We start from the raw sequence: 25,923 nt of genomic DNA, 5'->3' as shown, positions 1-25,923 counted from the left end.
CCGGGATGAGCAGGCTTGCACCATCTGGAAACGGCCCCTCAATATTGGTGGGTTTTTGAGAAGGCCTGTGCCGCAGGGCCTCGCGATCTGGCGATGTTGCCGGGCTTTTCGATGTCACCGAAGTTTCCGCAAACCTTCGTCATATTGTCATACAATATAAGCATATGCGCTCCAGAAAAGGAGCGCAGAATGACGCCACAATCACTTGAACTTTCAGGCATCGGCAAAGGCTTCGGGGCTGACGATGTTCTGAAAGAGATCGATCTTTCCATTCGTCCGGGCGAATTCCTCTCCCTCGTCGGCATGTCGGGCTGCGGCAAGTCCACGCTGCTGCGCATCATTGCCGGGCTGGAATCGCCGGATCGCGGTTCGGTTTCGATCGGCGGGCAGGACGTGACGGAGATCGATCCGAGCGATCGCAATCTGGCGATGGTGTTCCAGTCCTATGCGCTTTATCCGCATATGAGCGTACGCCAGAATATTGCAACGCCGCTCAGAATGCGGCGCCTGCCTTTTGCCGCCCGCCTGCCGTTGATCGGGCGTTTTGCAGCGCCCGCGGAAACATTGAAGCAGATTGATGCCGCCGTTGAACAGGCGGCCGAGACGCTGCAGATTGCGCATCTGCTGGATCGCAGGCCGGCGCAGCTTTCCGGCGGCCAGCGCCAGCGTGTGGCGCTTGCCCGGGCGCTGGTGCGCTCGCCCGCCGCCTTCCTGATGGATGAGCCGCTTTCCAACCTCGATGCCAAGCTCCGCGCCCATATGCGTGAGGAACTGGCAGGTCTGCACCGCCGGCTTGGCGCGACCTTCATCTATGTCACCCATGACCAGATCGAAGCCATGACCATGTCCGACCGCATCGCGCTGATGTCGGAAGGCCGCATCGAGCAGCTCGGCACGCCGGACGAGCTTTACCGAAAGCCGGCGACACTGACGGTCGCGCGTTTTATCGGCACGCCATCGATCAACCTGCTGCCGGTCGAAATCGATGCGCAGGGTAAGGTCACGGCCTTTGGACGCGATCTTGGCATAGAGGGCGCGGGCCGCGATGCCGGCCCGGCGACACTCGGCCTTCGTGCCGAGGATCTGCATCCGGGCGAGGAAGGTTTCACTGTCCGCGTGGTGCGTAGTGAAACCCACGGTGCCGACCGTTTCGTGAGCTGCCGCCTGCTCAGCGACGAGACAGTCGCCATCACCCTTCGGCAGGGCGCGGGTGAGGCGCTGGGCGCCGATGCAAATGGCATGATGAATCTGGGTTTCGCGCCGGATCGCGCGCATCTTTTCGCGGCCGATGGCCTGCGCCGCAAGGTGACGGTGCGTGAACGGGTGCCGGCATGACGGCTGTCGATATCTCCACGCCCCTGCGTGCCAGGTCCCGCCCGCGCCTGTCGAAGGCGGACCGGCGGATGATGTGGCGTGGCCTGATATTCGCAGCGCCCGCAAGCCTGCTGCTTTTGGCCATTTATATCGTTCCGATGCTGGTCCTTGCCGGTTTTTCCGTCACCGATTACCAGCTTGGGGCACTTTCCACCCGCTTCATCGGCCTCGGCAATTTCGTGAAGGCGTTTCAGGATCCGGTTTTCCTGCGCGCGCTGGCGAATACCGCCATCTATGCAATCATCGTCATTCCCTTTGGCGTGTTTCTCGCGCTTGGGGTCGCTCTGCTGGTCTATAACCGCAAGCGCAGCCGTGCCTTCTGGGAAGTGGCCTATTTCCTTCCCGTCACCGCAACCCTCGTCGCCATGGCGACGGTGTGGCAATTCCTGTTGCACCCTTCGCTCGGCCCGGTGAACGCGGCGATCAAATGGCTGGGTTTCGAGCCTGTCGCCTTTCTCTCCAACCCCGTTCTCCTCATTCCCACCATGGCGCTGATCGGCATCTGGCAGGTTCTGGGCTTCAACATGGTGCTGTTCCTCGCCGGCCTCACCGCCATTTCGAAGGATCTGCATGAGGCGGCGCGGCTGGATGGCGCCAAGAACCCGGTCGACCGGTTCCTGACGGTGACATGGCCGATGCTGGGGCCGACCACCATGTTCGTGGTGGTCACCACCTCCATCTCGGCCTTCAAGGTGTTCGAGACGGTCGCCGTGCTGACCAAGGGCCGCTTCGGTTCGGAAACCCTGCTGTTCGATCTTTATCTTGAAGGTTTCGAATATTCCAACACCGGTTATGCCGCCGCGCTGACGATCATTTTCCTCATCATCGTGCTGATCCTGTCGATTGGCCAGACGCTGCATATGGACCGGAAGGTGCATTATTGATGGCCGTATTCCGCAAATATTTCCCGCATCTCGTTCTTGCTCTTGGCGCTTTCGTGATGCTCCTGCCATTCTACTGGATGGCCCTGACGTCGATCCGCTCGCCGGCGGAAATATTCGACGTCTCGCTCTGGCCCATCCCGCAGAAATTCGACGCGGCCGATAATTATGCCCGGGCGGCGGGACAGGTGCCGATGGGCCGTTTCATGCTGAACGGCCTCATCGTCTGTGTCGGCATTCTCGTCGTGCAGATCCTCACATCGGTTCCGGCCGCCTATGCTTTGGCGAAACTCCGGTTTCCGGGACGCAAGCTGCTGCTTGGCCTCGTCATCGCGGCGCTCTGCGTGCCCATTCAGGCGTTGGCGCTGCCGCTCTTTGTCGGGCTGGCCAAGACGCAACTTTTGAACACTTACTTCGCGATGATGATGCCGTTCTTCCTTTCGGTTTTCGCCATCTTCCTGTTCAACCAGTCCTTCCGCAGCTACCCCGATGAAATCATCGAAGCCGCCCGCATGGACGGTTTCTCGGAAATGGAAATCTGCTGGGGGCTGGTGCTTCGCGGCTCTCTGCCGTCGCTTGCGGCTTTCTCGATCTTCTCGCTCGTTGCCCATTGGAACGATCTCTACTGGCCGATGATCGTCATCTCCGACACCAATCTCGCCCCGCCGCCGCTTGGCATGATGCTTTTCGCCGATGTCGAATCCGGCGCAAATTACGGTGCGCTGATGGCGGGCGCCACACTGATTACCGCGCCGATGGTGCTGTGCTTCCTCCTCGCACGGCGGCACTTCATCGCCGGTATTACCATGACCGGCGTCAAGTGATGCCGTTCAGATTTCCTCCTCCCAACCTCTCTGGAGACTGACATGAAACTCAACCGACGCGCCGTGATGGGCGGTCTGGCTCTTGGCATGGCTTTTGCTGGCCTCGCACAGCCGGTTCTGGCCAATGAAATCACACTCAACGTTCTTTACAACCTGCCGGGCTTCACGAAATTCCATCAGCCGCTGGCCGATGAATTCATGAAGAAAAACCCTGACGTGAAGATCAACTTCCTCGCTCCGGCTGCCGGTTACAATGAAGGCCAGCAGCAGGTTCTGCGCTCTGCCGTCACTGGCAATCTGCCTGATGTTTATTTCTCGGGTTACAACCTGACGGCGGAACTGGTTCACACACTCGCACCGCGCAACCAGATCACCGATCTCGGCCCGTTCATTCAGGCTGAAGGCGGTCAGGCCTTCCTCGACAAGAACTACAGCCCGAAGATGGCCGCACTCGGCCAGATCGACGGCAAGCAGTACGGCCTGCCGGTCAATGCTTCTTCGCCGATCATCTACATCAACTCCGACCTCGTCACCAAGGCTGGCGGCGACCCGGACAAGATGCCGACGACTTTCCCGGAGCTCATCGCTCTCGCCAAGAAGATCAAGGCCCTCGACCCGAAATTCGCTGGCATGAGCTACGATATCAACGGCTGGCCGGATGACTGGTTGTGGCAGGCGCTGGTCTTTGAACAGGGCGGCAAGCTGGTCGACGACAAGACCAAGACCGTTGCCTTCGATAACGAGATCGGCCTCAACGCCCTGAAGATGACCCGCCAGTTCGTCACCGAAGGTGGCCAGAACCTGCTCGACTGGGACCAGTCGCGCCAGCAGTTCGGCGCAGGCCTCACCGGCTTCATCTTCTCGACGCCCGCTCACGTTCAGACGATCCAGGGTCTGGTCGGCGACCGCTTCAAGCTGAAGACGGCGACCTTCCCGCTCGACAACAAGGAAAAGGGCGGCGTGCCGACGGGCGGCAACTCTGCCGTCATCCTGACGCAGGAAAAGGCCAAGCAGGATGCTGCCTGGAAATACCTGAAGTGGATCACCGGTCCGGAAGCGCAGAACACCATCGTTCGCATCACCGGCTATCTGCCGACCAACAAGCTGGCAACCGGCCCGGACTTCCTCGCTCCTTATTATGTCGAGAACCCGAATGTGAAGACCGCTTCGCTTCAGGCCGATCGTTCTCTGCCCTGGGCCGGTTATCCGGGCGGCGATTCCGTCCGCATCTGGCGCACCCAGCGCGATATCATCGGCACCGTCATGCGCGGTGAAGTTACGCCTGAAGCCGGTCTGAAGCAGATCGTCGAGCAGACCAACGCCCTGTTGAAATAAGCAGAGCCATGAAAGAGGCTGCGGGGAAATCCGTTCCCGCAGCCATTTTGCGCAGAGAGACCGATTATGAAGATCATCCAGATCACCGACACCCATCTTCTGCCGCCCGGCATCGCGATAAACGGCGTCGACCCGGAAAAGCAGCTGCGCGCGGCAGTGGCCGATATCGTCGAAAAACATGCCGACGCCGATCTTCTTGTCATGACGGGCGATCTTTGCAACTACGGCGAGCCGGAAGCCTATGCGCTGCTGCGCGATATCCTCGCGCCCGTCTCGATTCCAACACGGTTGATGCTTGGCAATCATGATCGCCGTCCGGAATTTATTGCAGCCTTCCCGGAGCAGCCGCGCGACGACGATGGTTATATCCAGTCCGTCATCGATACGGATTTCGGCCGGCTGCTGTTTCTCGACAGCCACGAAGCCGATGTGATCGGCGGTATCTATGGTGCGGATCGTCTGGCATGGCTGGAGAATGCGCTGGAAAACGCGGGCGATCTTCCGGTGACGGCGTTCATTCATCACCCGCCGATGGATTGCGGCATCCGGCATTTCGAACATATCGGCATGCATGATGACGGCGCTGTCATGCGCCGTCTCGCTGCCCACCCGGCCGGCATACGCCATATTATTTTCGGCCATATCCATGTGCCGATGGCCGGCACGACAGCGGAAGGCATTGCCTATAGTTCCGGTCAGGCCTGTGCGCATCGTTTCATCACTGATATCGATGTTGTCGATCCCCTGTGGACGGGTGGCAATCCTTGCTACCGCGTCATAAGCCTCGGTGCATTCGGTCTGCGTGCCTATGATGCGGAAGTTGGGCAGGCCGTTCTGGGTCAGGCACCCATCTGCGAAGGCCCCTGACCCAGGGTGATTCTTCGGGCTGCGATGAGGCGCCTTCGCCTCGTCGCTTGCCGGCGACGGAGAGGCTTGGCGGAAGTCTTGTGCCGATAAGGAGGTTGCGATGGTCTGAAGAACCTCTCAGCCTGTCGCGCCGATGCGTCACTTGCGATTTGTTGAACGGGATTTGAGACGCGAAAGCCATGGTTCTGTTCACACCCTTGATCTATGTCAGTTTCATCGATCAAACTGCACGCCATAGTCGCCCGAGAGGTGGCCAACCGAATGCCGTGCCATCGTGATGACAGATCATGGAGAAGTGCACGCTTGAAAAGCGTATCCGCAACGCGTCCCTCTTGAACAGGATCGTCAGCGCCGAAGAGGCCGCCAGTCTCATTCAGGATGGCATGACGGTTGGCATGAGCGGTTTTACGCGCGCCGGTGAAGCCAAGGCCGTGCCGCTGGCACTGGCCGAGCGCGCCAAGACGAACCCCATGAAAATCACCCTGATGACCGGCGCTTCCCTTGGCAATGATCTCGACAAGACCATGGTCGAGGCAGGCATGCTCGCACGCCGCATGCCGTTCCAGTCCGATCCGGCTTTGCGCAAGGCAATCAATGACGGCAGGGTGATGTTCATCGATCAGCATCTTTCGGAAACGGTTGAGCAACTGCGTGGCGGTCAGATTCACGGCGTCGACGTCGCCATTGTCGAGGCGGTGGCAATCACGGCGGAAGGCGGCATCGTCCCCACAACCTCGGTCGGCAATTCCGCAAGCTTCGCCATTCTGGCCGATAAGGTCATCGTCGAGATCAACCTGTCGCAGCCCGAGGTGCTGGAAGGGCTGCATGATATCTTCATTCCCGCCAAGCGCCCGACCCGTATGCCCATTCCGGTGGTGGCGACGGATAGCCGTGTCGGCCTGCCCTTCATTCCGGTGCCGCCGGAAAAGATCGCCGCCATCGTTCTGAGCGACAAGAGCGACAGTTTTTCGACGGTGCTGCCGCCGGATGACGAGACGAAGGCGATTGCCGGCCACCTTACCGAGTTCCTGTTGAACGAGGTGCGCCACGGCCGCATGACCCACGAACTCCAGCCGCTTCAGGCCGGCATAGGCACCATCGCCAATGCGGTGATGCATGGTTTCATCGATACGCCGTTTCACGATCTCAAAATGTACTCGGAGGTCTTGCAGGATTCGACGTTCGAACTGTTTGACGCGGGCAAGCTGAGCTTCGCTTCGGGTTCGTCGATCACGCTGTCTTCCGCCATGAACGAACAGGTGATGCCGCGATTGGCCGAGTATAAGAGCAGGTTGATCCTGCGCCCGCAGGAGGTCAGCAATCATCCGGAGGTCATCCGCCGTCTCGGCATCATCGGCATCAATACGGCGCTGGAATTCGATATTTACGGAAACGTCAATTCCACCCATGTCGGCGGAACGCACATGATGAACGGCATCGGCGGCTCGGGGGATTTTGCCCGCAACGCCTATATGTCCATCTTCGTCACCAAATCGATCGCCAAGGGTGGCGCCATCTCCAGTGTCGTGCCGATGGTCAGCCATGTCGATCATACCGAACATGATGTCGATATTCTCGTCACCGAAACAGGTCTCGCCGATCTGCGCGGCCTGGCGCCCCGCGAGCGCGCGGCGGTCATCATCGCGAACTGCGTGCACCCCGATTATCGCGATGCGCTGACGGACTATTACCAGCGGGCGGTGGCGCGGGGCGGACACACGCCGCATCTCATCGAAGAGGCGCTATCCTGGCACGCGGCTTTGCGCGAAAGGGGCACGATGCTGCCGCAGAAATAGACCTGCCTTTCGCCAGGCCTGCGCCGTTGCCGGTTCAACCGCCGTGTAATTGGGTCCGTTTGGACACACCGGGGCGGAAATTGTCCGCTCTTGTGCTCAGGTTGCTGGCGCGGCAGTTCCGCCTCCGGTAGAAAATCCTCTCCCCCGGCTGCTGTCCGGCTGCCTCTGGGTTGTAGGAGAGTAACGTGATGCCCATTCGCTTCGTGGCCATGATCGCCATTGTCGCCCTGCTCGCCGGCTGCGGGGGCCGTCCGATCGGGGTCATGACGCCGACGGGGCAGACCGTGGCGGGAACCACGCCAGTCAATCTTCTGGTCGCCACCACCCGTGCGCCATCGGAAAATGCCGCCGTGCTTTTTGGCGGCGAGCGTGGAACGGGTCTGAAGGTGGATGCGGTGACGGTTTCCATTCCGCCCAATGCCAATCGCAAGGTCGGGCAAGTGCAATGGCCGAAGAAGTTGCCGCCGAACCCGCTGAAGGATTTCACCACCGTTGCGGTGGAGCCCATTCGCTCCGAAGCGGAGACCAGAAGCTGGATCAGCAGACATATCCAGAAGGACCGCCGCGTCCTGGTCTTCGTGCATGGTTTCAACAACCGTTACGAGGAATCCGTTTATCGCTTTGCCCAGATCGTTCATGATTCCGGCACGGATGTCGTGCCCGTCGTCTTCACTTGGCCGTCGCGCGCGAGCATCTTCGACTATAATTACGACAAGGAAAGCACCAACTATTCGCGCGATGCGCTGGAGGAGATGCTAACACGTCTCGCCAAGGACAAGTCCATCGGCGAAGTCACCGTCATGGCGCATTCCATGGGCACCTGGCTCGCGGTGGAGGCGCTGCGCCAGATGGCCATCCGCAACGGCCGTGTCGATCCGAAGATCGGCAATGTCATTCTGGCTGCGCCGGATCTGGATGTGGACGTATTCAGCCGGCAATTCGCAAGCCTCGGCAAGACACCACCGAAATTCACCCTCTTCGTCTCGCAGGATGACCGCGCACTTAGCCTGTCGCGCCGCATTTCCGGCAATGTCGATCGTCTCGGCCAGATCGACCCATCCGTCGAGCCCTATCGCAGCCAGCTGGAAAAGGCGGGCATCACGGTTCTCGATCTCACCAAACTGCAATCCGGCGACCGCCTGAACCACGGAAAATTTGCCGAGAGCCCCGAGGTCGTCCGCCTGATCGGCGACCGTCTTATCGCGGGCCAGACGGTGACGGATTCCGATGTCGGTCTGGGCGAAGCGCTTGGCGCGGTCAGCATCGGTGCTGCGCAAACCGTTGGGACGGCGGCCAGCGTTGTGGTCAGCGCGCCGATCGCGGTCTTCGATCCGCGCACGCGGGAGAATTACGGCAGGCAGGTGGAGCGGCTTGGCCGTTCCGTCGAAAACACCGTGGGGTCGGTGGGCGATACGGCGGGTTCCGTGGTGGATGACCAGGCGCTTCAGTCGTCGAGGATCAACTGCGATGCCGCCGCCAATCGAAACCGGGCGGAATGCCGTAATCGCTAAACCATGGTGCCAGAGGATCGGGCAAAAACGTCGAGCGTTTTTGTCATCGCATGCCGCAGATTTGTATACAGCTTGTATTTTTATCTGTATGGTCGGGTCAATAACCCACTTCCGGAGTAAGACCCATGCGTTGGAAACGCACCCTCCAGCTTCTCGATGTCCATTGCGAAGGCGAAATCGGCCGTGTCGTCACCGGCGGCGCGCCGAAAATTCCCGGCAACACGGTGGCCGAGCAGCTTCACTGGATGAACACCGATCCGCAGGGTGAGGCGCTGCGTCGTTTTCTGACGCTGGAGCCGCGTGGCACACCCATGGGCTCGGTCAATCTTCTCCTGCCGCCGAAACATCCCGATGCGCATGCCGCCTTCGTTATTCTCCAGCCGGATCAGGCCCATGCCAGTTCCGGCTCGAATTCCATCTGCGCCACCACGGCGCTTCTGGAAAGCGGCATGGTGGAAATGCAGGAGCCGGAAACCGTCATCATTCTGGAAACGGCCGCCGGTCTGGTGAAGGCCACGGCCACCTGCCGTGACGGGCGCTGCGAAAAGGTCAAGCTGACCATGGTTCCGTCTTTCGTGCATGAGCTGGATGTCAGCATCGACACGCCCGAATGGGGCAGGGTGACGATGGACATTTCTTATGGCGGGATTTTTTACGCGCTGGTTGATGTCCGCCAGATCGGGCTTACGATCGACAAGGCCAATGCCGCAAAGCTGGTCGCCGCCGGCATGATCCTGAAGGACCGCGTCAATCGCGAAATGACCGTCGTTCATCCGGAAATTCCCGCAATATCAGGCGTCGCTTATGTGATGTTCCGCGATGTGGATGCGGATGGCTCCATTCGCACCTGCACCACCATGTGGCCGGGCCGGGCGGATCGCTCGCCCTGCGGCACCGGCAATTCCGCCAATCTCGCCACGCTTTATGCGCGCGGCAAGGTGAAGGTGGGAGACGAATATAAGTCCCGCTCGATTATCGGTTCGGAATTCGATGTCGGGCTTTCCGCCGTCACCGAGGTGGCGGGCCGTCCGGCTGTCATTCCCACCATTGCCGGGCGCGGCTTCACCTTCGGGCTGCATCAGCTCGGTCTCGATCCCTTCGACCCCCTGGCCGACGGTTTCGCCATGACCGATGTCTGGGGCCCGGAAGCGGGCAACATCTGAGACTTGCTTCAAAAAAATGAAATTTACAGCCGCCGGATCGTCTTTGGCGGCTGTTTTCCGGCGGCAAAAGATGCTAAGCGGGCGCCAATTCCGTCATGCTCCGAGGTAAATCGATGAAGTCGCTCACCCTGCGCCGCCCTGATGACTGGCACCTGCATCTGCGTGATGGGGCAATGCTGGAAGGGGTGATCGGGGATACGAGCCGCCATTTCGCCCGCGCCATCATCATGCCGAACCTGGTGCCGCCGGTCGTCACCACGGCCGATGCCCGCGCCTATCGCGAACGCATCGTCAAGGCAATTCCCGCGAGTGACCGTTTCGAGCCGCTGATGACCCTCTATCTGACCGAGGATACGCAGGCCGACGATGTGGAAGAGGGCAAGAAGAGCGGCCTCATCACCGCCGTGAAGCTCTACCCGGCGGGTGCGACGACCAATTCCCACGGCGGTGTGCGTGATTTCAACAAGGCGATGCCGGTTCTGGAGCGCATGGCGAAGATCGGCCTGCCGCTCTGTGTGCACGGCGAGGTGACGACACCCGAAGTCGATATTTTCGACCGGGAGAAAGCCTTCATCGATACGGTTCTGGAGCCGCTGCGCCAGCGCCTGCCGGAACTGAAGGTGACGATGGAGCACATCACCACCCGCGATGGCGTCGACTATATCAAGTCGTCCAAGGCCAATCTGGCCGGCTCCATCACCACCCACCACCTCATCATCAATCGCAACGCCATTCTGGTCGGTGGTATCAAGCCGCATTATTATTGCCTGCCCGTCGCCAAGCGTGAGGAGCACCGGCTGGCGCTGCGGGCTGCGGCGACCTCGGGCGATGCGCGTTTCTTCCTCGGCACGGATTCCGCTCCGCATGTGGACCCGCTGAAGGAATGCGCCTGCGGCTGCGCCGGCATCTACACCTCCATCAACACCATGAGCTGCCTTGCGCATGTTTTCGAGGACGAAAACGCTCTCGACAAGCTGGAGGCCTTCGCCTCGCTCAACGGCCCGGCCTGGTACGGCCTTGCGCCGAACGAGGAAACGATCACGCTGGTGAAGCGCGATGAAGCCGTGGCCTTTCCCGCCAAGATCGAAACGGGCGCCGGGCCGGTGACGGTATTCGATCCGATGTTCCCGCTTCATTGGGATGTGAGTTGATTTTTTAATGACCGCCGGCACTGCCGGCGGTTTTGTTATGGTCCACAGGCATTCGCTATCCGGCGCCGTCTGCGGATACCTGCAACGCTGAACAAAGACATTGTGCTTTCCGGAAACCGGTCAGGGTTCTCGGAACGATAAACCAAGGCCGAAAAAGGAGAACGCCTATGAACCATTTCACATTCACCGACCGCGCCGTCGTTGCGGAACTGGTTGCGAAGATGTTGTGGGAAATCAAGGCGGTCCACTTCAATTCGGAAAGCCCCTACACTTTCGCTTCGGGCATGAAGAGCCCGGTCTATATCGACATGCGCAAGCTCATTTCCTTCCCGCGCATCCGCTCGGCGGCGATGGATTTTGCGGCGGCGGCGGTGATGCGCGAGGCCGGTTTTGAGAAGTTCGACTGTGTGGCAGGCGGTGAAACGGCAGGCATTCCCTTCGCGGCTTTCCTTGCCGAACGCCTCGGCCTGCCGATGATCTATTGCCGCAAGAAGCCGAAAGGCCATGGCCGCAACGCCCAGATTGAAGGCCATATGCCGGATGGTGCGCGCGTTCTGGTCATCGAGGACCTGACGACGGCCGGCGGATCGATGTTCACCTTCATCGACGCCATCCGCGCGGCGGGCGGCATTGTCGATCATGGCATCGCGCTCTTCTATTACGGCATCTTCGAAGAGGCCGAAGCGCGCTTCGCCAATGGCAATGTCAAGCTGCATTACCTGACGACCTGGCGCGATGTTCTGGCGGTCGCACGGGCTGAAAAACTGTTCGATGAAAAGACCCTTTCGGAGGTCGAAGCCTTCCTCGACAATCCGCTGCCATGGTCCGCAAAACGCGGCGGCGTCAGCGAATTGCCGCAATCTTAATTTCGGATGCGGCCAGCCCGGTTTTGCGGCTGGCCTTCCGATCGATCTTCGTCTAAATCGATTTAAGTCCATTTGATTTGCTGTTTTGAGGAGGACCGTAATGATCCTGTGTTGTGGTGAAGCCCTGATCGACATGCTGCCCCGGCAGACGACGCTGGGCGAGGCGGGTTTTGCCCCCTACGCAGGTGGAGCGGTCTTCAACACGGCAATTGCGCTGGGGCGTCTCGGTGTCCCTTCCGCCTTTTTCACCGGTCTTTCCGATGACATGATGGGCGATATCCTGCGGGAGACCCTGCGCGCCAGCAAGGTTGACTTCAGCTATTGCGCCACGCTTTCGCGGCCAACCACCATTGCCTTCGTGAAGCTGGTCGATGGCCATGCGACCTACGCGTTTTACGATGAAAACACCGCGGGCCGGATGATCACCGAGGCCGAGCTCCCGGCCCTTGGCGCCGATTGTGAAGCCCTGCATTTCGGCGCCATCAGCCTCATTCCCGAACCCTGCGGCAGCACCTATGAGGCGCTGATGGCACGCGAGCATGAAAGCCGCGTCATTTCGCTCGATCCGAATATCCGCCCCGGCTTCATCAAGGACAAGCAGTCCCATATGGCCCGCATCCGCCGCATGGCGGCCATGTCGGATATCGTCAAGTTCTCGGATGAAGACCTTGCCTGGTTCGGACTGGAAGGCGATGAGGATACGCTTGCCCGCCACTGGCTGCACCACGGCGCGAAACTCGTCGTTGTCACCCGTGGTGCCAAGGGTGCCGTGGGTTATAGCGCCAATCTCAAGGTGGAAGTGGCCTCCGAACGGGTGGAGGTGGTCGATACGGTCGGCGCGGGTGATACTTTCGATGCCGGCATTCTCGCTTCGCTGAAAATGCAGGGGCTCCTGACCAAGCCACAGGTTGCCTCGCTGGGCGAAGAACAGATCAGGAAGGCGTTGGCGCTGGGTGCGAAGGCTGCTGCGGTCACGGTCTCGCGGGCCGGCGCGAATCCGCCTTTCGCGCATGAAATCGGATTGTGACGGCGATGGTTGAACCATTTTGAAAAGGTGGTTCGACCCTCTTGCCGGCGCCAAAGCCGTAAAAAACCGTTATTTCGCGATTATCAAGCTTGTGTCCGCTGTTTTTTCACGAAACAAGCATCGCATGAGCGTTCCCAAGTCCCATCCTTTTGATTTCGATCCGACCTATGGCATGCAGCGCGAACAGTTGCTGGCCATCGCCCCGCCCGAAGCACCGCCGGGCTTCGATGATTTCTGGAAAAAGCGCTATCGCCGCGCGCTTGCCACGGATCCCCGGCCGGTGCTGCGCAAGAGCAGGCTCAACGATCCCCGCTGGCATGTCCTCGACATGACCTACACCTCCACCGGCGGTTTTCGCATCGGCGGGTGGTTGCTTTTGCCGCGCGAGGGGCAGGTGCGTCGCGGTCTCGTTGTCGGCCACGGTTATGGCGGGCGGGGAGAGCCCGATTTCGACGTGCCGGTGGAAGAAACGGCCGTGCTGTTTCCCTGTTTTCGCGGGCTTTCGCTGAGCGCTTGCCCACCGATTTCGTCCGATCCGGCCCTCCATGTTCTCTATAATATCGACAGGAAAGACGACTACATCATTGGCGGCTGCGTCGATGATCTGTGGGTTGCCGTTTCCACGCTCATAAGTCTCTATCCCTGGCTGGAAGGGCAGGTGGGTTATAGCGGCATCAGTTTCGGTGGCGGTATCGGTGCTCTGGCATTACCCTTTGACAGGCGCATGGATCGTGGCCACCTGGTGGTCCCGACATTCGGACACCGGCCGTTCTGGCTGACGCTGCCAACGGTGGGCAGTGCGGATGCGGTTCAGACTTACCAGAAGACCTATGCCAATGTGCTCGAGACGCTGCGCCTGTTCGACGCCGCCTCTGCCGCCACCCGCATAAAAGTGCCGATGCTGGTCGCGCCCGCGCTTTTCGACCCGGCGGTGGCGCCACCCTGCCAGTTTGCGGTGGCCAATGCTCTGCCGCAATCAAAATTTAATGAAATCTTCATCCTCGACGCCGGGCATTTCGATTACCCTGACAGCGCATCGCAAGATGCGGTCCATAAGGACAAGGTCAGACGGTTTTTCAAGGTGCCATGAAACGCGAATATCTCCGCTGGTATAGTCAAAGGCTTCATCGCGATATGGAGCTGTTAATATTCGGTCATTCTGGCGCCAAGGTGCTGATGTTTCCCACCCGCGACGGGCGTTTCTTCGAATATGAGGAGCTCGGCCTTGTCGGCAGTCTGGCCGACAAGCTTGAGGCGGGCCACCTTCAGCTTTATTGCATAGAGGGGCTGGCCAGAGAGACCTTCTATGCCGCGGGGCATCATCCCGCCGATCGTCTTCGCCGCCATGCCGCTTTCGAAGAGTATATTCTGAACGAGGTGCTGCCGCTGATGGCCGATAAAAACCCGCATGGTGATACGATCGTGCAGGGTTGCAGTCTGGGTGCGTTTCAGGCCGCCAGCCTCGTCTTTCGCCATCCGCATCTTTTTCGCAAGCTCGTCGCCTTTTCCGGCCGTTATGACCTGACGATGAAGGTGGAATCCTTCGGCGACCTGTTCGATGGCTATTACGATGACGACGTCTATTTCCACATGCCGAGCCATTTTCTGCCGGGCCTCGCCTGCCCATGGCGGCTCGACAGCCTGCGCCGGATCGACATGGTTTTCACCATCGGCAATGCAGACCCGTTTCTGGACAACAATCATCATCTGAGCCGGGTTCTGTTGGACAAACAGGTGGGGCATCAAATGCACGTCTGGGATGGCCGTGCCCACCGGGCGGGCGCATGGCGCAAGATGGCGGCGCTTTATATCTGACGGTGCCGCCCTCAGGTCAGAAGAAATTCCATCAGGGCGTTCTGTGCGTGCAGAAGATAGGCCTTCGCTGCCCGGCTTTGACAGGCCGGGTGCACCATGGCATCCGCAGTCACTTCCTGACCACGCGCGACTGGCGGGCAGGGCAAAAAGATCGCATCGGGCCGCATCCTGTCGAGAAGGGCTGCGGATATGCGATAATCGATCAGATGATGATCTGGGCCGGGAGGCCAGGAATCGGTAATGATCACATCCGCATCCAGCAAAACTGCCATGTCCGGGCTTGCCCGGAACTTCTGATTGACGAGCGCAGCGTCGGTGACGTGCCATTGATCGGGGTAGACCTGCGTGACCTGAATGGGCAGGGAAATCGAGGCTTCGACCCATGAGCGTAAAATATTGGCATCCGGTGCCACGCCGACGATTTTGAGACCGTCTATCCGGCCTCTCACGCTTTCGACATAGGCCAGATCACCTAGCGTTTCGCAGGGATGATTGGACTTGGTTCGCGCGTTGATGACGGGTGCGCGCATTTCGGCTGCAAGCGCCCGCAGGCTCGAGAGTTCTCTCGTGCGGATAATCAGCAGGTCGAACCAGTTGTCGAGATAACCCGCCAGATCGGCAATGTCTTCGCGGCCATTAAAGCTGATCGGAACGGTAACGCAAATGCCGCCCATCGCCTGAATACCGAGATCGAAGGCTGCGGTATTACGCCAGCCCGTGTCATCAACGATCAGGCCGACGCGCTTTCCCTTGAGGGACTGTGGCATCGCAGCCTTTGACCAGCCCTCGGCCAGATCGCCCGCACGGTCTATGATCGACAGGACCGCATCCGCAGGCAGATCGTGAAACGCCAGAAAATCCTTGGCCCGCCGCAACGACATAAGCGCCTCCAAAACGACATTCGATCAATGCTGCATTGAAAAAAGCCGGAAGTTCCCTCCCGGCTTTCGCAAAATCGCGGTGTGTGGGTTTATCCCGCCAGTCCCGCCAGCGCCTTCACCAGACCCTGCGTCGAGCTGTCATGGCCGGCGGCACTTTCCTTGCCTTCAACGACGGGAAGCAGGCCCGTTGCCAGTTCCTTGCCAAGCTCCACGCCCCACTGGTCGAAGGAGTTGATGCGGAACAGCACGCCTTCCACGAAAACGCGATGCTCGTAGAGCGCGATCAGGCGGCCAAGCGCAAATGGCGTCAGCTTGTCGTAGACGAAAGTGATGGAGGGGCGGTTGCCGGTGAAGACGCGATGCGGCGCGATGAAATCGGCCTGGCTGTCTTCCATGCCCTTGGAAGTGAGCTGGGCTTTCGCTTCAGCGAGCGTGCGGCCCTTCATCAGTGCTTCCGATTGCGCCAGGCAATTGGCAATGAGAAGCTGGTGCTGGTGGCGCAGTTCGGGCTCGAAGCCGTTGGCGGCAATCATGAATTCCGCCGGAATGACGCTCGTGCCCTGATGGATGAGCTGGTAGAAAGCGTGCTGGCCGTTGGTGCCGGGTTCGCCCCAGACGACCGGGCCGGACTGACCTTCGACCGGTGTGCCGTCGATGGTGACGCCCTTGCCGTTCGATTCCATGTCGAGCTGCTGCAGATAGGCCGGGAAGCGCGACAGACGCTGGTCATAGGGCAGGATCGCCCGGGTCGGATAATTCAGCACGTTGCGGTTATAAAAACCGATGAGGCCGAGCAGCATCGGCACGTTTTCACGGATCGGCGCTTCGCGGAAGTGCCTGTCCATGGCATGCGCCCCATCCAGGAACTTGCCGAAATTATCCGGGCCGATGGCGATCATCAGCGGCAGGCCGATGGCCGACCAGATCGAATAACGTCCGCCAACCCAGTCCCAGAAACCGAAGATGCGGTCGCTTTCGATGCCGAAGGCGGCCACTTTTTCCAGTGCGGTCGAAACGGCGGCGAAGTGATGCTTGACGGCTGCTTCACCCAGTTTCTCAGCGATGAAACGGCGCGCGGTGGCGGCGTTCGTCATCGTCTCGATGGTGGTGAAAGTCTTGGAGGCCACGATGAAAAGCGAGGTCTCGGGATCGATGAGCTTCAGCGTATCGGCAATATGAGCGCCATCGATATTGGACACGAAATGCGCGCGCGGGCCGTCATGGAAAGGCGCAAGCGCCAGCGTCGCCATGACGGGGCCAAGATCGGAACCGCCAATGCCGATATTGATGACATCGGTGATCTTTTTGCCGGTCGCACCTTTCAGCGAACCGGAACGGATCGCATCGGCAAACTTGCCCATGGCGGCGAGAACGCCGTTGACGTCAGGCATCACGTCCTTGCCATCAACGAGAACCGGCGTATTGGAGCGGTTGCGCAGTGCGGTATGCAGCACGGCGCGGTCTTCGGTGAAGTTGATCGCCTTGCCGGAGAACATCTCCTCGCGCTTGGCCTCGACACCGCCTTCACGCGCCAGCTGTTCGAGAAGCGTGACGATCTCCTCATTCACGGCGCATTTGGAATAATCCATCAGCAGGTCATCGAATTTGGCGCTGAAACGGCTGAATCTCTTGTCGTCGGCCGCAAAAGCGGCGCGAAGATCGGTTGCGGCTGTGCTGCTCGCCGTTGCTTTCAGTTTTTCGATGGTGGCCTGCATCTTGTGCTCCTCGGCTTCCGTGGAAGGATGAGGAAACTATTCTTTTTCAGGCGGCCAAATCAAGGCGACTTTGATAAAAGAAAAGGGCCGGGATGAAAGAAAGAGCCGGTCGCCCGGCTCTCCCCATTGCGCGAGACAATCAGTTCAGATTGCGCAATTCGCGCCGCAAGATTTTGCCGACATTCGATTTCGGCAACTCGGTGCGGAACTCGATGATTTTCGGCCGTTTGTAGTTCGTCAGGTTCTTGGCGCAGAAGGCCTTGAGCTCCGCTTCCGTGAGCGACTGGTCCTTCTTGACGACGAAAAGCTTGACGGTTTCGCCGGAATGTTCGTCCGGAACACCGATGGCGGCGCATTCCAGCACGCCCGGATGGCTGGCGGCCACTTCCTCCACTTCGTTCGGATAGACGTTGAAACCGGAAACGAGGATCATGTCCTTCTTGCGGTCGACGATCTTGGTGTAACCGCGTTCGTCCATGAAACCCATGTCGCCGGAACGGAAGAAGCCGTCGGCGGTCATGGCTTTTGCGGTTTCATCCGGCCGCTGCCAATAGCCGGCCATGACCTGCGGACCGCGAATGCAGATCTCGCCCACTTCGCCTGTTGGCAGGCTGTTGCCGTCCTCGTCGCGAATATCGATTTCCGTCGAGGAGATGGGCAGACCGATGGTGCCGCTGAATTCCGTGGAATCGAGACGGTTGACGGTTGCAACCGGCGACGTCTCGGAGAGGCCATAACCTTCGGCAATCGGGCAACCGACAATGGAAAGCCAACGTTCCGCGACAGGTCTCTGCACGGCCATGCCGCCGCCGAGAACCAGAATGAGCGACGAGAGATCGAGCTTGCGGAAATCCTCATTATTCATCAGCGCGTTGAAAAGCGTGTTGATGCCAGGGAAAACATGCGGCTGATAATGCGCCAGCTCCTTCACGAAGCCGGGAATGTCGCGCGGATTGGCGATCAGCAGATTATGGCCGCCGAGCGCGATGCCCATCAGCGAATTCACCGTCAATGCGAAGATGTGGCAGAGCGGCAGCGCGCAGATGAAGTTGAGAACTTCCGGGCGGTCTTTTCGGCCGTTGAAGGCGGCGTCCAGCCACAGGCTGATTTGAAGCTTGTTGGCCAGAAGATTGGCATGGGTGAGAACCGCACCCTTGGATACGCCCGTGGTTCCACCGGTATATTGCAGGAAGGCAATGTCCTGCGCCGTGAGGCTGACCGGCTTCAGCGAGAAACCCTGACCTTCCTTCAGCATCGCCTTGAAGCTGATGGAGCCGGGAATGGTGTAGGCGGGCACCAGTTTCTTGACCTTGCGAACCACCAGATTGACGATATGTCCCTTCAGGCCGAGGAGATCGCCCATCGCCGCGACGACCACATGCCGCACCGCGGTTTTCGGTACCGCCTGCTGTGCCACATGCGCGAAGTTTTCGAGCACGAAGATGGCCTTTGCGCCGGAATCCTTGAGCTGATGTTCCAGTTCGCGCGGCGTGTAGAGCGGATTGACGTTGACCACGATCATGCCCGCCCGAAGGATCCCGTATACGGCGACGGGATTTTGCAGGATATTCGGCATCATCACCGCAACCCGGTCGCCTTTTTCCAGCCCTCTGGATTGCAGCCAGGCAGAGACCGCGCGGGTTTCAGCGTCCAGTTCCCGATAGGTCAGGGACTTTCCCATGCTGGAAAAGGCCTTGCGGTCGGCAAATTGCGCACAGCTCTTTTCGAGAAGCTCGACAAGGGAGGCATGGGCGGATGCGGGGATTTCGGAAGGTACGCCCGGCGGATAGGATGCCAGCCAGCGCTTCTCCGCGCTGACATTTTCCGGGTGTCCCAGGGACAGTTCACTCATGCTTCTCCTCCCAGAGTCTTTAGTCGCGCCGCGCATTCCTTAAAATGCGTGAAGGGCGCTTTCGGCTGCCTGATGTTCACGAGGCTCCCGCATTCAGCCGGCCCAATCGGCCAGGTTGAGGCAACCCCATGTGGCGTCACCGGATCGACCGCTCCTCTCGCTCCCCGGTGACGAATGATAGACGCGTAATCCCTCGACGTCCATCTCGTCGGCGAAACCTATTTAACTCTAACGTAAACGTCAATATTGCTGCCGCACATCTCGCCAACTCGTGAAGGCAAAAGCATTTTTCCCGGCTTTTTTGACTTTAATCCTGATTTGAGCGATCAACATAATTCGCAAAGCAGGGCAGGATTGGAAATGGCAAGCAGGGCAGCGCTTGAACTGAAATCGGTCGGGAAGAGATTCGGCGATACGGATGTGCTGTCCGATATCGATCTCTCCGTCGAACGCGGCGAAATCATTTGTCTGGTGGGACGCTCCGGCTGTGGAAAATCGACGCTGCTGCGCATCGTGGCGGGCGTGGAGACGCCTGATCGTGGCAGCGTTTTCTTAAACGGTGCGGTCGTCGCAGGTCCCGCTGTTTTCGTCGAGCCGGAAAAGCGCAATATCGGTTTTGTCTTTCAGGACTATGCGCTGTTTCCGCATCTCACCGTCGAGCAGAATGTGATGTTCGGCCTTCGGTCTCTGCCAAAGGCAGAAGCCCGCGACCGCGCCGCCGAGATGATCGAACATGTTCATCTGCAGGAACTGGCGAAACGTTATCCGCATACGCTTTCGGGCGGTGAGCAGCAGCGTGTGGCGCTTGCCCGCGCGCTTGCCCCGCAGCCCGGTCTGCTATTGATGGATGAACCCTTTTCCAATCTGGACAGAGGATTGCGCGACAGCGTGCGCGAGGAAACGCTGGGCCTGCTGCGGCAACTGGGCACGACGGCGATCATGGTTACCCATGATCCGGAAGAGGCGCTTTCGGCAGGCGACCGTGTGGTTTTGATGCAGCGCGGGCGTATCGTGCAGAGCGGCACGGGTTACGAAATCCACGATCATCCCAAAACCCGCTATGCCGCCGATTTTTTCTGCGCCTTCAACAAGATCGAGGGCCGGGTGAGACAGGGCCGCGTCGAAACGCCACTCGGGCTTCTGGGCGATGCGTCCGATCTGCCTGATGGTCTCGCCGCCGTTGCCTATGTTCGCCCAAATGCGATTTCGATCATCGAGGACGGCGCCACGAAAGAAGGAATTGCCGGCGAAATATCGAGCCGTGTCTTCCTCGGTGAGATCGAGCAGCTTGGCATCGCCGTGCCCGGACTGTCGGCCGATCTGCGTGTCAGGACGATGCAGCGCACTCCCGCCCGCACCACGGCGGTGCGCTTCGGTATCGATCCCAAGGGCGTGCTTATATTTACTGCAAGTTGAATGAGCGGATTTGTATGTTTATTTTCGCTCCATTTTCAACTCTTGGTGATCGAATTCGCCCGAAAAACAGGGAAATAAAACTTGATTTAAGGCATCAGGTATGATGTCTGCTCCCTCTATATTGCCGCTATCGGAGAGGGAGACAAAACATGACGAAATTTACCAGATTTGCCCTGCTTGCCAGCACGGTTGCCTTTGCAGCCGGAACCGCGAGCGCCGCGGAGATCAACATCTACACCACCAGAGAGCCGGGCCTGATCCAGCCGCTTCTGGAATCCTTCACCGCCTCGAGCGGCGTCAAGGTCAACACCGTGTTCCTGAAGGACGGTCTTGCCGAGCGCGTTCTGAGCGAGGGCGCAAGCTCGCCTGCCGACGTTCTGATGACGGTGGATGCGGGCAACCTCGTCGATCTCGCCGAAAAGGGCGTTACCCAAGCGGTCGAATCCGAAACCCTGACCAAGGCCATTCCGGCTGAACTTCGCGACGCCAAGGGCCATTGGTTCGCGCTCTCCATGCGCGCCCGCGTTCTTTATGCGGCGAAGGATGTCGATCTCGCCTCCTTCAACTATGAAGATCTGGCGGATGCGAAGTGGAAGGGCAAGGTCTGCATTCGCGCCGGCCAGCATCCCTATAACACCGCGCTCTTTGCCGACTACATCGCCCATTACGGCGCAGCCGACACCGAGAAGTGGCTTGCCGGCGTCAAGGAAAACCTGGCCCGCAAGGCAGGCGGCGGCGACCGTGACGTTGCCAAGGATATCCTCGGCGGCATTTGCGATATCGGCATCGCCAACTCCTATTATGTCGGCCTGATGCGCTCGGGCAAGGGCGGCGAAGAGCAGGTGAAGTGGGGCGACGCCATCAAGGTGGTTCTGCCGACCTTCAAGAATGGCGGCACGCAGGTCAATATCAGCGGCGCGGCCGTGGCCAAGAACGCACCGAACAAGGCGGAAGCGGTCAAGCTGCTGGAATATCTCGTCTCCGACGAAGCCCAGAAGATCTATGCTGAAGCCAACTATGAATATCCGGTCAAGCAGGGTGCGGCTCTCAACGAGATCGTCGCTTCCTTCGGCACGCTGAAGATCGATAACAAGCCGCTGACGGAAATCGTCTCGCATCGCAAGCAGGCGAGCGAGCTGGTCGACAAGGTCGGTTTCGACAACTAAAGGCCATCGAAAGCACTGGACCGAAAAGTGTACGCGGTTTTCGGAAAATCCGATGCTTTAACAAAAAGATAGAGCGTCGGACACGGTTGCGTTTTTCTGTCCGACGCTCTAGCGATAACATGGTGGAAGGCGTTCGCATCTGCGGGCGCCTTTCCGCGTATTTTCTGAAAGCACATGAATCCAGACGCCATCCAGCCATTGACACCCCGTGCCCGAGCCAGGTTTTCATCCTCCTTCTGGTGGCTGTGCCTCTCCGTGCTGGCGGTCTGTGGTGCCATGGTGCCGGTGCTGGCGCTTGTCTCGCAGGCTTTTCAGGGTTCTGAAGGCCTTTGGGCCCATCTCGGCTCAACCGTGCTCTGGACGGCGCTTCCGGATACGGCGATCCTTCTTGCCGGTGTCGGGCTGCTGGCCGGTGTCGTCGGAACCTATGCCGCCTGGCTGGTCACAGCCTATGATTTTCCCGGCCGCAAAATATTGGAATGGGCGCTGCTGCTGCCGCTGGCCATGCCCACCTATATCGTCGCTTACGCCTATCTGGATATTCTGCATCCCATCGGACCGGTGCAGGGTGCGATCCGCTGGCTGCTCGGTTATTCCAGCCCGCGCGAATTCCGCCTGCCGGACATAAGGTCCATGACGGGCTGCATTGTCCTTCTCGGTTTCGTGCTGTTTCCCTATGTCTACATTCCCGTGCGCGCTATGTTCCTGACGCAGGCGGGCAACCTGCTGGAAGCGGCACGCACGCTCGGCGTTTCCAGACGCGCGGCTTTCTTTAAAGTGGCAGTGCCGCTGGCACGCCCGGCGATTGCGGTCGGCACCAGTCTTGCTCTGATGGAAGCGCTGAACGACATAGGAGCATCGGAGTTCCTCGGCGTCCGCACGCTCACCGTTTCCGTCTACACGACTTGGGTCACGAAATCCGACCTCCCGGGTGCGGCGCAGATCGCGCTTTCAATGCTGTTCATCGTTGTCGCCCTCGTGGCGCTCGAGCGCTGGGCGCGGCGCAAGCAGCGTTATGCGGTTTCGGCGCAGAAAAGCAGGGAACTGGAGCCAGTGCGGCTGAATGGCCTGAAGGGCTGGTTTGCCTTCGCGCTTGGCGGCCTGCCGGTCTTGATCGGCTTTGTCGCACCGGCCAGCTATCTCGTCATCGAGGCATGGAAACGGTTCCGTTTCAGCGGTCTGTCCGCCCGTTTTGCCGATGAGGCTCTGAACACCATCGTCTTTGCCGGGCTGGCGACGGTGATCACCCTGATCCTCGGCCTTGCGGTTGCTTATGCAATGCGGCTTGCACCGGGGCGTCTCTCGCTCTGGTCCTATCGCCTTTCGACGGTCGGATATGCGGCCCCCGGCACGGTCATCGCCATCGGCGTGCTGATTGCGCTCGGCGGCTTCGACCGCTTTGTCGACCAGACCATGCGTGACTGGTTCGGCATTTCTACCGGCCTCATCTTCATCGGCAGCGGTGCCGCGCTGATCTACGCCTATTCGGCGCGTTTCCTGACCATTGCCGCAGGCGGTGTGGATGCCGGCCTCAGCCGCATCCCGCAATCCTTCGATCACGCCTCGCGAACGCTCGGGCGATCCGCGACGCAGACATTCCGCCAGATTCATCTGCCGCTATCCAAGGCGTCGCTTGCGGCTGCGGCGCTGCTGATCTTTGTCGATTGCATCAAGGAACTTCCCGCCACGCTTCTGTTGAGGCCGCTCAATTTCGAAACCTTCGCCACCCATCTTTATGGCGAAGCGGCGCGCGGCACCTATGAGGAGGCGGCCATCGCAGCGCTGGCAATCGTCGTCATCGGCATGCTTCCGGTCATGCAGCTTGCAAGGATCGGCCGGCGCAAGGGCTGATATCGAAGCCCTACGCGATAAATGACGGGCGCAAAACTGTGCGAGAGGCCAATAAGCTTCAAATCCCGCCAGAAAACGACAAGCATCCTGCCTTAATCCTGATGTAAATACTCAGCTTAATTGAGGTGCCGCGGCCTGTCGGATATGGACATCGGCCGCGATCTGTTTCGGGGCATATCTTGAAAAATTTGCATGGGATGTTTTTGAGCCGTCTGGCTTTGGGCACGGCTGCCGTTGTTTTGATGGCGCCAGCGATGGGCCACGCGCAGGACACGACCGTTCTGCGGCAGATTACCGTTGAAGGGCAGGGCGCGGAAAACGCGACGGGCCCGGTCCGGGGTTATGTCGCGAAGAAAAGCGCGACGGGTTCGAAAACAGAGACGGAAACCAAGGATATTCCGCAATCCGTATCGGTCGTCGGCCGCCAGGAAATGGATGACCGTGGCGCGGTGACGAAAATCGACGAGGTACTGCGTTATACCCCCGGCGTGACGGCGGAGCCCTTCGGTACGGACCCGGATACGGACTGGATTTATATTCGCGGTTTTCAGGCCACCCAGACCGGCGTGTTTCTCGATGGTTTGAACCTGTTCAGCTACGGTTTCGGCGGTTTCCAGATGGATGCCTATGGTCTGGAGCGCGTCGAAGTTCTGAAGGGCCCCGCCTCGGTGCTTTATGGCGGCGCCAATCCCGGCGGCATCGTGCAGATGGTCCGCAAGCGCACGCAGGATGAGCCGGTGCGCGAAACGGAAATCGGCATCAATAATTTCGGCAATGCCTTCTTCGGCTTCGATCTCGGCGACAAGGTCGATGAGCAAGGGGTATGGAAATACCGCGTCACCGGCAAGGTCTCCGGCGGCGACAATTACACCGATTATTCCGAGGACTTGCGCGGCTTCATCATGCCGCAGATCACCTTCGAACCGGATGCGCAGACAAGCGCGACGCTCTACGGCTATTTCTCGGCGCTCGATCAGGTTCATATCGGCAACGGTTTCCTGCCCTATGTCGGCACGGTGGTCGACGCGCCTTTCGGCAAGCTCGACCGCAAGGCCTTTTATGGCGAACCGGATATCGACAATGGCCGTGTCTACCAGTCCATGGTGGGTTACGAGGTCAGCCATGAATTCGACAATGGCTGGAAGATCAGCCAGAACGCCCGTTACGGCCACCTCTACAAGCACGAGACCGGACCCTATGCCGGCGGCTGGGCCAATACCGATGCAAATGGCCAGCCTATCCTCGATGCCACCACCAACGACTATATGCTGACCCGCTTCGGTTATGACGGTGTGTCGAAAGTCGACAGCTTTGGTGTCGATAACCGGGTCGAAGGCCAGTTCGATACAGGCGCGGTCAACCATTCGCTGCTCTTCGGTCTCGACTATAAATATTACCGACTGGATCAGGTACAGGCCTGCTGCGGATCGAATGCAATCGGCGCGCTCAACCCGGTCTATGGTTCGATGCAGGGAACGAATTTCGTTTATGCCGACAATATCGTGACCCAGCAGCAGATCGGCATCTATGCCCAGGACCAGCTGCGTTTCGGCGACGGCTGGCTGGTCACGCTGAATGGCCGTTACGACTATGTCGATACGGAACTGAACAACAGGCTGCCGGCGGGCCTATCCCGCCGCTCGAATGACGATGCGCTGAGCGGCAGGGCCGGCCTTGCCTATGAATTCGATAACGGTCTGACGCCCTATGTCTCTGCGGCCACTTTCTTCAATCCGCTGATCGATACGCTTGCGGATGGCACGCCCGCTTCGCCGGAAGAAGGTCACCAGTTCGAGGCCGGCATCAAATACGAGCCGACCTTCTTCGATGGCAGCATCACGGCCTCCGTCTTCAAACTGGTCAAGGACAATGCCATCGTGTCCTATACGGCCGGTGGTGTGACCACGAGCGGACAGTTCGGGCAGGTCGAATCCACCGGCTTCGAACTGGAGGCCAAGGCCAATCTCAGCGAGAACTGGAAGGCGCTCGCCTCCTATTCCTATACGGATATCGAGATTACCCGCGATGCCAATCCCAATCTGATCGGTAAGTCGCCATGGATCGTGCCCGCCCACACCGCCTCGCTGTGGCTGGACTATGCCTTTACCACAGACGCGCTGGAAGGCCTGAGCCTCGGCGGCGGCGTACGGTATCAGGGCAAATCCTGGGCGGATGAGGCAAATACGCTGCGCGTTCCGGATGCCGCCGTCTTCGACGCCGCTATCCGCTATGAGAAGAACGACTGGACCGCATCGATCAACGTCGCCAATGTCTTCGACAAGGAATATGTGAAGAGCTGCGCCGGCGTCTCCGTCTGCGGCTGGGGCGATAGCCGCACCATCACCTTCAAGCTTTCCAAGAAGTGGTAAGGCTTGGCCGAAGGCCGGCAGTTGCGGGGAAAGCAGTTTGCCATTATAAACATGAATAGATTT

At 59.5% G+C, this 25,923-nt stretch carries 20 protein-coding genes; 17 read left to right on the top strand and 3 right to left on the bottom strand.

Translation table 11 applies throughout. The features are described from left to right. The first annotated feature begins 189 nt into the window (after nucleotides 1-189). From AC5YUO_RS06025 to AC5YUO_RS05965, 13 genes are all read left to right on the top strand, one after another. Nucleotides 190-1,335, top strand: coding sequence for an ABC transporter ATP-binding protein (locus AC5YUO_RS06025; protein ID WP_496154596.1), 1,146 nt, complete (start codon nucleotides 190-192; stop codon nucleotides 1,333-1,335). Then, a complete protein-coding gene (locus AC5YUO_RS06020) occupies nucleotides 1,332-2,258 on the top strand; it encodes a carbohydrate ABC transporter permease (RefSeq protein WP_496154595.1) in 927 nt (308 codons plus the stop codon). Before AC5YUO_RS06025 ends, AC5YUO_RS06020 begins: the two co-directional genes overlap by 4 nt. After that, complete coding sequence (locus tag AC5YUO_RS06015) at nucleotides 2,258-3,079, top strand: carbohydrate ABC transporter permease (RefSeq protein ID WP_496154594.1); 822 nt, start codon at nucleotides 2,258-2,260, stop codon at nucleotides 3,077-3,079. Before AC5YUO_RS06020 ends, AC5YUO_RS06015 begins: the two co-directional genes overlap by 1 nt. A gap of 42 nt (nucleotides 3,080-3,121) precedes the next feature. Next, nucleotides 3,122-4,414: an ABC transporter substrate-binding protein gene (locus AC5YUO_RS06010; protein ID WP_496154593.1), complete on the top strand. Its 1,293-nt coding sequence runs from the start codon at nucleotides 3,122-3,124 to the stop codon at nucleotides 4,412-4,414. Between the two features lie 66 nt (nucleotides 4,415-4,480). Further along, a complete protein-coding gene (locus tag AC5YUO_RS06005; RefSeq protein WP_496154592.1) occupies nucleotides 4,481-5,281 on the top strand; it encodes a phosphodiesterase in 801 nt (266 codons plus the stop codon). Between the two features lie 287 nt (nucleotides 5,282-5,568). Further along, nucleotides 5,569-7,077 (top strand): succinyl-CoA:acetate CoA-transferase ScpC, encoded by a 1,509-nt coding sequence (scpC, locus tag AC5YUO_RS06000; protein ID WP_496154591.1) that lies wholly within the window; start codon nucleotides 5,569-5,571, stop codon nucleotides 7,075-7,077. A gap of 188 nt (nucleotides 7,078-7,265) precedes the next feature. Beyond that, entirely contained in the window at nucleotides 7,266-8,588 is a 1,323-nt protein-coding gene (locus AC5YUO_RS05995) for an alpha/beta hydrolase (protein ID WP_496154814.1), read from the top strand. A gap of 125 nt (nucleotides 8,589-8,713) precedes the next feature. Further along, a complete protein-coding gene (locus tag AC5YUO_RS05990) occupies nucleotides 8,714-9,751 on the top strand; it encodes a 4-hydroxyproline epimerase (RefSeq protein ID WP_496154590.1) in 1,038 nt (345 codons plus the stop codon). 113 nt (nucleotides 9,752-9,864) lie between these two features. Beyond that, a complete protein-coding gene (pyrC, locus tag AC5YUO_RS05985) occupies nucleotides 9,865-10,902 on the top strand; it encodes a dihydroorotase (protein WP_496154589.1) in 1,038 nt (345 codons plus the stop codon). Nucleotides 10,903-11,069: 167 nt separating this feature from the next. Further along, a complete protein-coding gene (locus AC5YUO_RS05980; RefSeq protein ID WP_400818683.1) occupies nucleotides 11,070-11,768 on the top strand; it encodes an orotate phosphoribosyltransferase in 699 nt (232 codons plus the stop codon). 100 nt (nucleotides 11,769-11,868) lie between these two features. Next, on the top strand, nucleotides 11,869-12,795 hold the full coding sequence (locus AC5YUO_RS05975) for a carbohydrate kinase family protein (RefSeq protein ID WP_496154588.1): 927 nt from the start codon (nucleotides 11,869-11,871) through the stop codon (nucleotides 12,793-12,795). A 124-nt stretch (nucleotides 12,796-12,919) separates the two neighbouring features. Continuing rightward, nucleotides 12,920-13,885, top strand: a complete 966-nt coding sequence (locus AC5YUO_RS05970; protein ID WP_496154587.1) for an acetylxylan esterase — start codon at nucleotides 12,920-12,922, stop codon at nucleotides 13,883-13,885. Next, a complete protein-coding gene (locus AC5YUO_RS05965) occupies nucleotides 13,882-14,610 on the top strand; it encodes an esterase family protein (RefSeq protein ID WP_496154586.1) in 729 nt (242 codons plus the stop codon). The genes AC5YUO_RS05970 and AC5YUO_RS05965 overlap by 4 nt, the downstream gene beginning before the upstream one ends. A gap of 11 nt (nucleotides 14,611-14,621) precedes the next feature. Here AC5YUO_RS05965 and AC5YUO_RS05960 read toward each other — a convergent pair whose 3' ends face one another. The 3 genes from AC5YUO_RS05960 to AC5YUO_RS05950 all read right to left on the bottom strand — a co-directional run bounded on the left by AC5YUO_RS05960 (nucleotide 14,622) and on the right by AC5YUO_RS05950 (nucleotide 19,058). Continuing rightward, nucleotides 14,622-15,491 carry a Rossmann-fold NAD(P)-binding domain-containing protein gene (locus AC5YUO_RS05960; protein WP_496154585.1) on the bottom strand — a complete coding sequence of 290 codons (870 nt, stop codon included), beginning with the start codon at nucleotides 15,489-15,491 and terminating at the stop codon, nucleotides 14,622-14,624. 89 nt (nucleotides 15,492-15,580) lie between these two features. Further along, complete coding sequence (gene pgi / locus AC5YUO_RS05955; RefSeq protein WP_496154584.1) at nucleotides 15,581-17,206, bottom strand: glucose-6-phosphate isomerase; 1,626 nt, start codon at nucleotides 17,204-17,206, stop codon at nucleotides 15,581-15,583. A gap of 139 nt (nucleotides 17,207-17,345) precedes the next feature. Then, nucleotides 17,346-19,058 carry a long-chain fatty acid--CoA ligase gene (locus AC5YUO_RS05950; protein WP_496154583.1) on the bottom strand — a complete coding sequence of 571 codons (1,713 nt, stop codon included), beginning with the start codon at nucleotides 19,056-19,058 and terminating at the stop codon, nucleotides 17,346-17,348. 360 nt (nucleotides 19,059-19,418) lie between these two features. Here AC5YUO_RS05950 and AC5YUO_RS05945 point away from each other — a divergent pair, with 360 nt between their 5' ends. From AC5YUO_RS05945 to AC5YUO_RS05930, 4 genes are all read left to right on the top strand, one after another. Continuing rightward, nucleotides 19,419-20,474 carry an ABC transporter ATP-binding protein gene (locus AC5YUO_RS05945; RefSeq protein WP_496154582.1) on the top strand — a complete coding sequence of 352 codons (1,056 nt, stop codon included), beginning with the start codon at nucleotides 19,419-19,421 and terminating at the stop codon, nucleotides 20,472-20,474. Nucleotides 20,475-20,623: 149 nt separating this feature from the next. Beyond that, nucleotides 20,624-21,640 (top strand): extracellular solute-binding protein, encoded by a 1,017-nt coding sequence (locus tag AC5YUO_RS05940; protein ID WP_496154581.1) that lies wholly within the window; start codon nucleotides 20,624-20,626, stop codon nucleotides 21,638-21,640. Between the two features lie 174 nt (nucleotides 21,641-21,814). Further along, entirely contained in the window at nucleotides 21,815-23,491 is a 1,677-nt protein-coding gene (locus AC5YUO_RS05935) for an ABC transporter permease (protein WP_496154580.1), read from the top strand. A gap of 179 nt (nucleotides 23,492-23,670) precedes the next feature. Next, nucleotides 23,671-25,860 (top strand): TonB-dependent siderophore receptor, encoded by a 2,190-nt coding sequence (locus AC5YUO_RS05930; RefSeq protein WP_496154579.1) that lies wholly within the window; start codon nucleotides 23,671-23,673, stop codon nucleotides 25,858-25,860. Nucleotides 25,861-25,923 lie beyond the last annotated feature (63 nt).

The organism is Agrobacterium sp. LEGMi-208b (assembly GCF_059511785.1).
The sequence above is the reverse complement of the archived record's forward strand: the minus strand, read 5'-3'. Positions and strand labels throughout refer to the sequence as shown.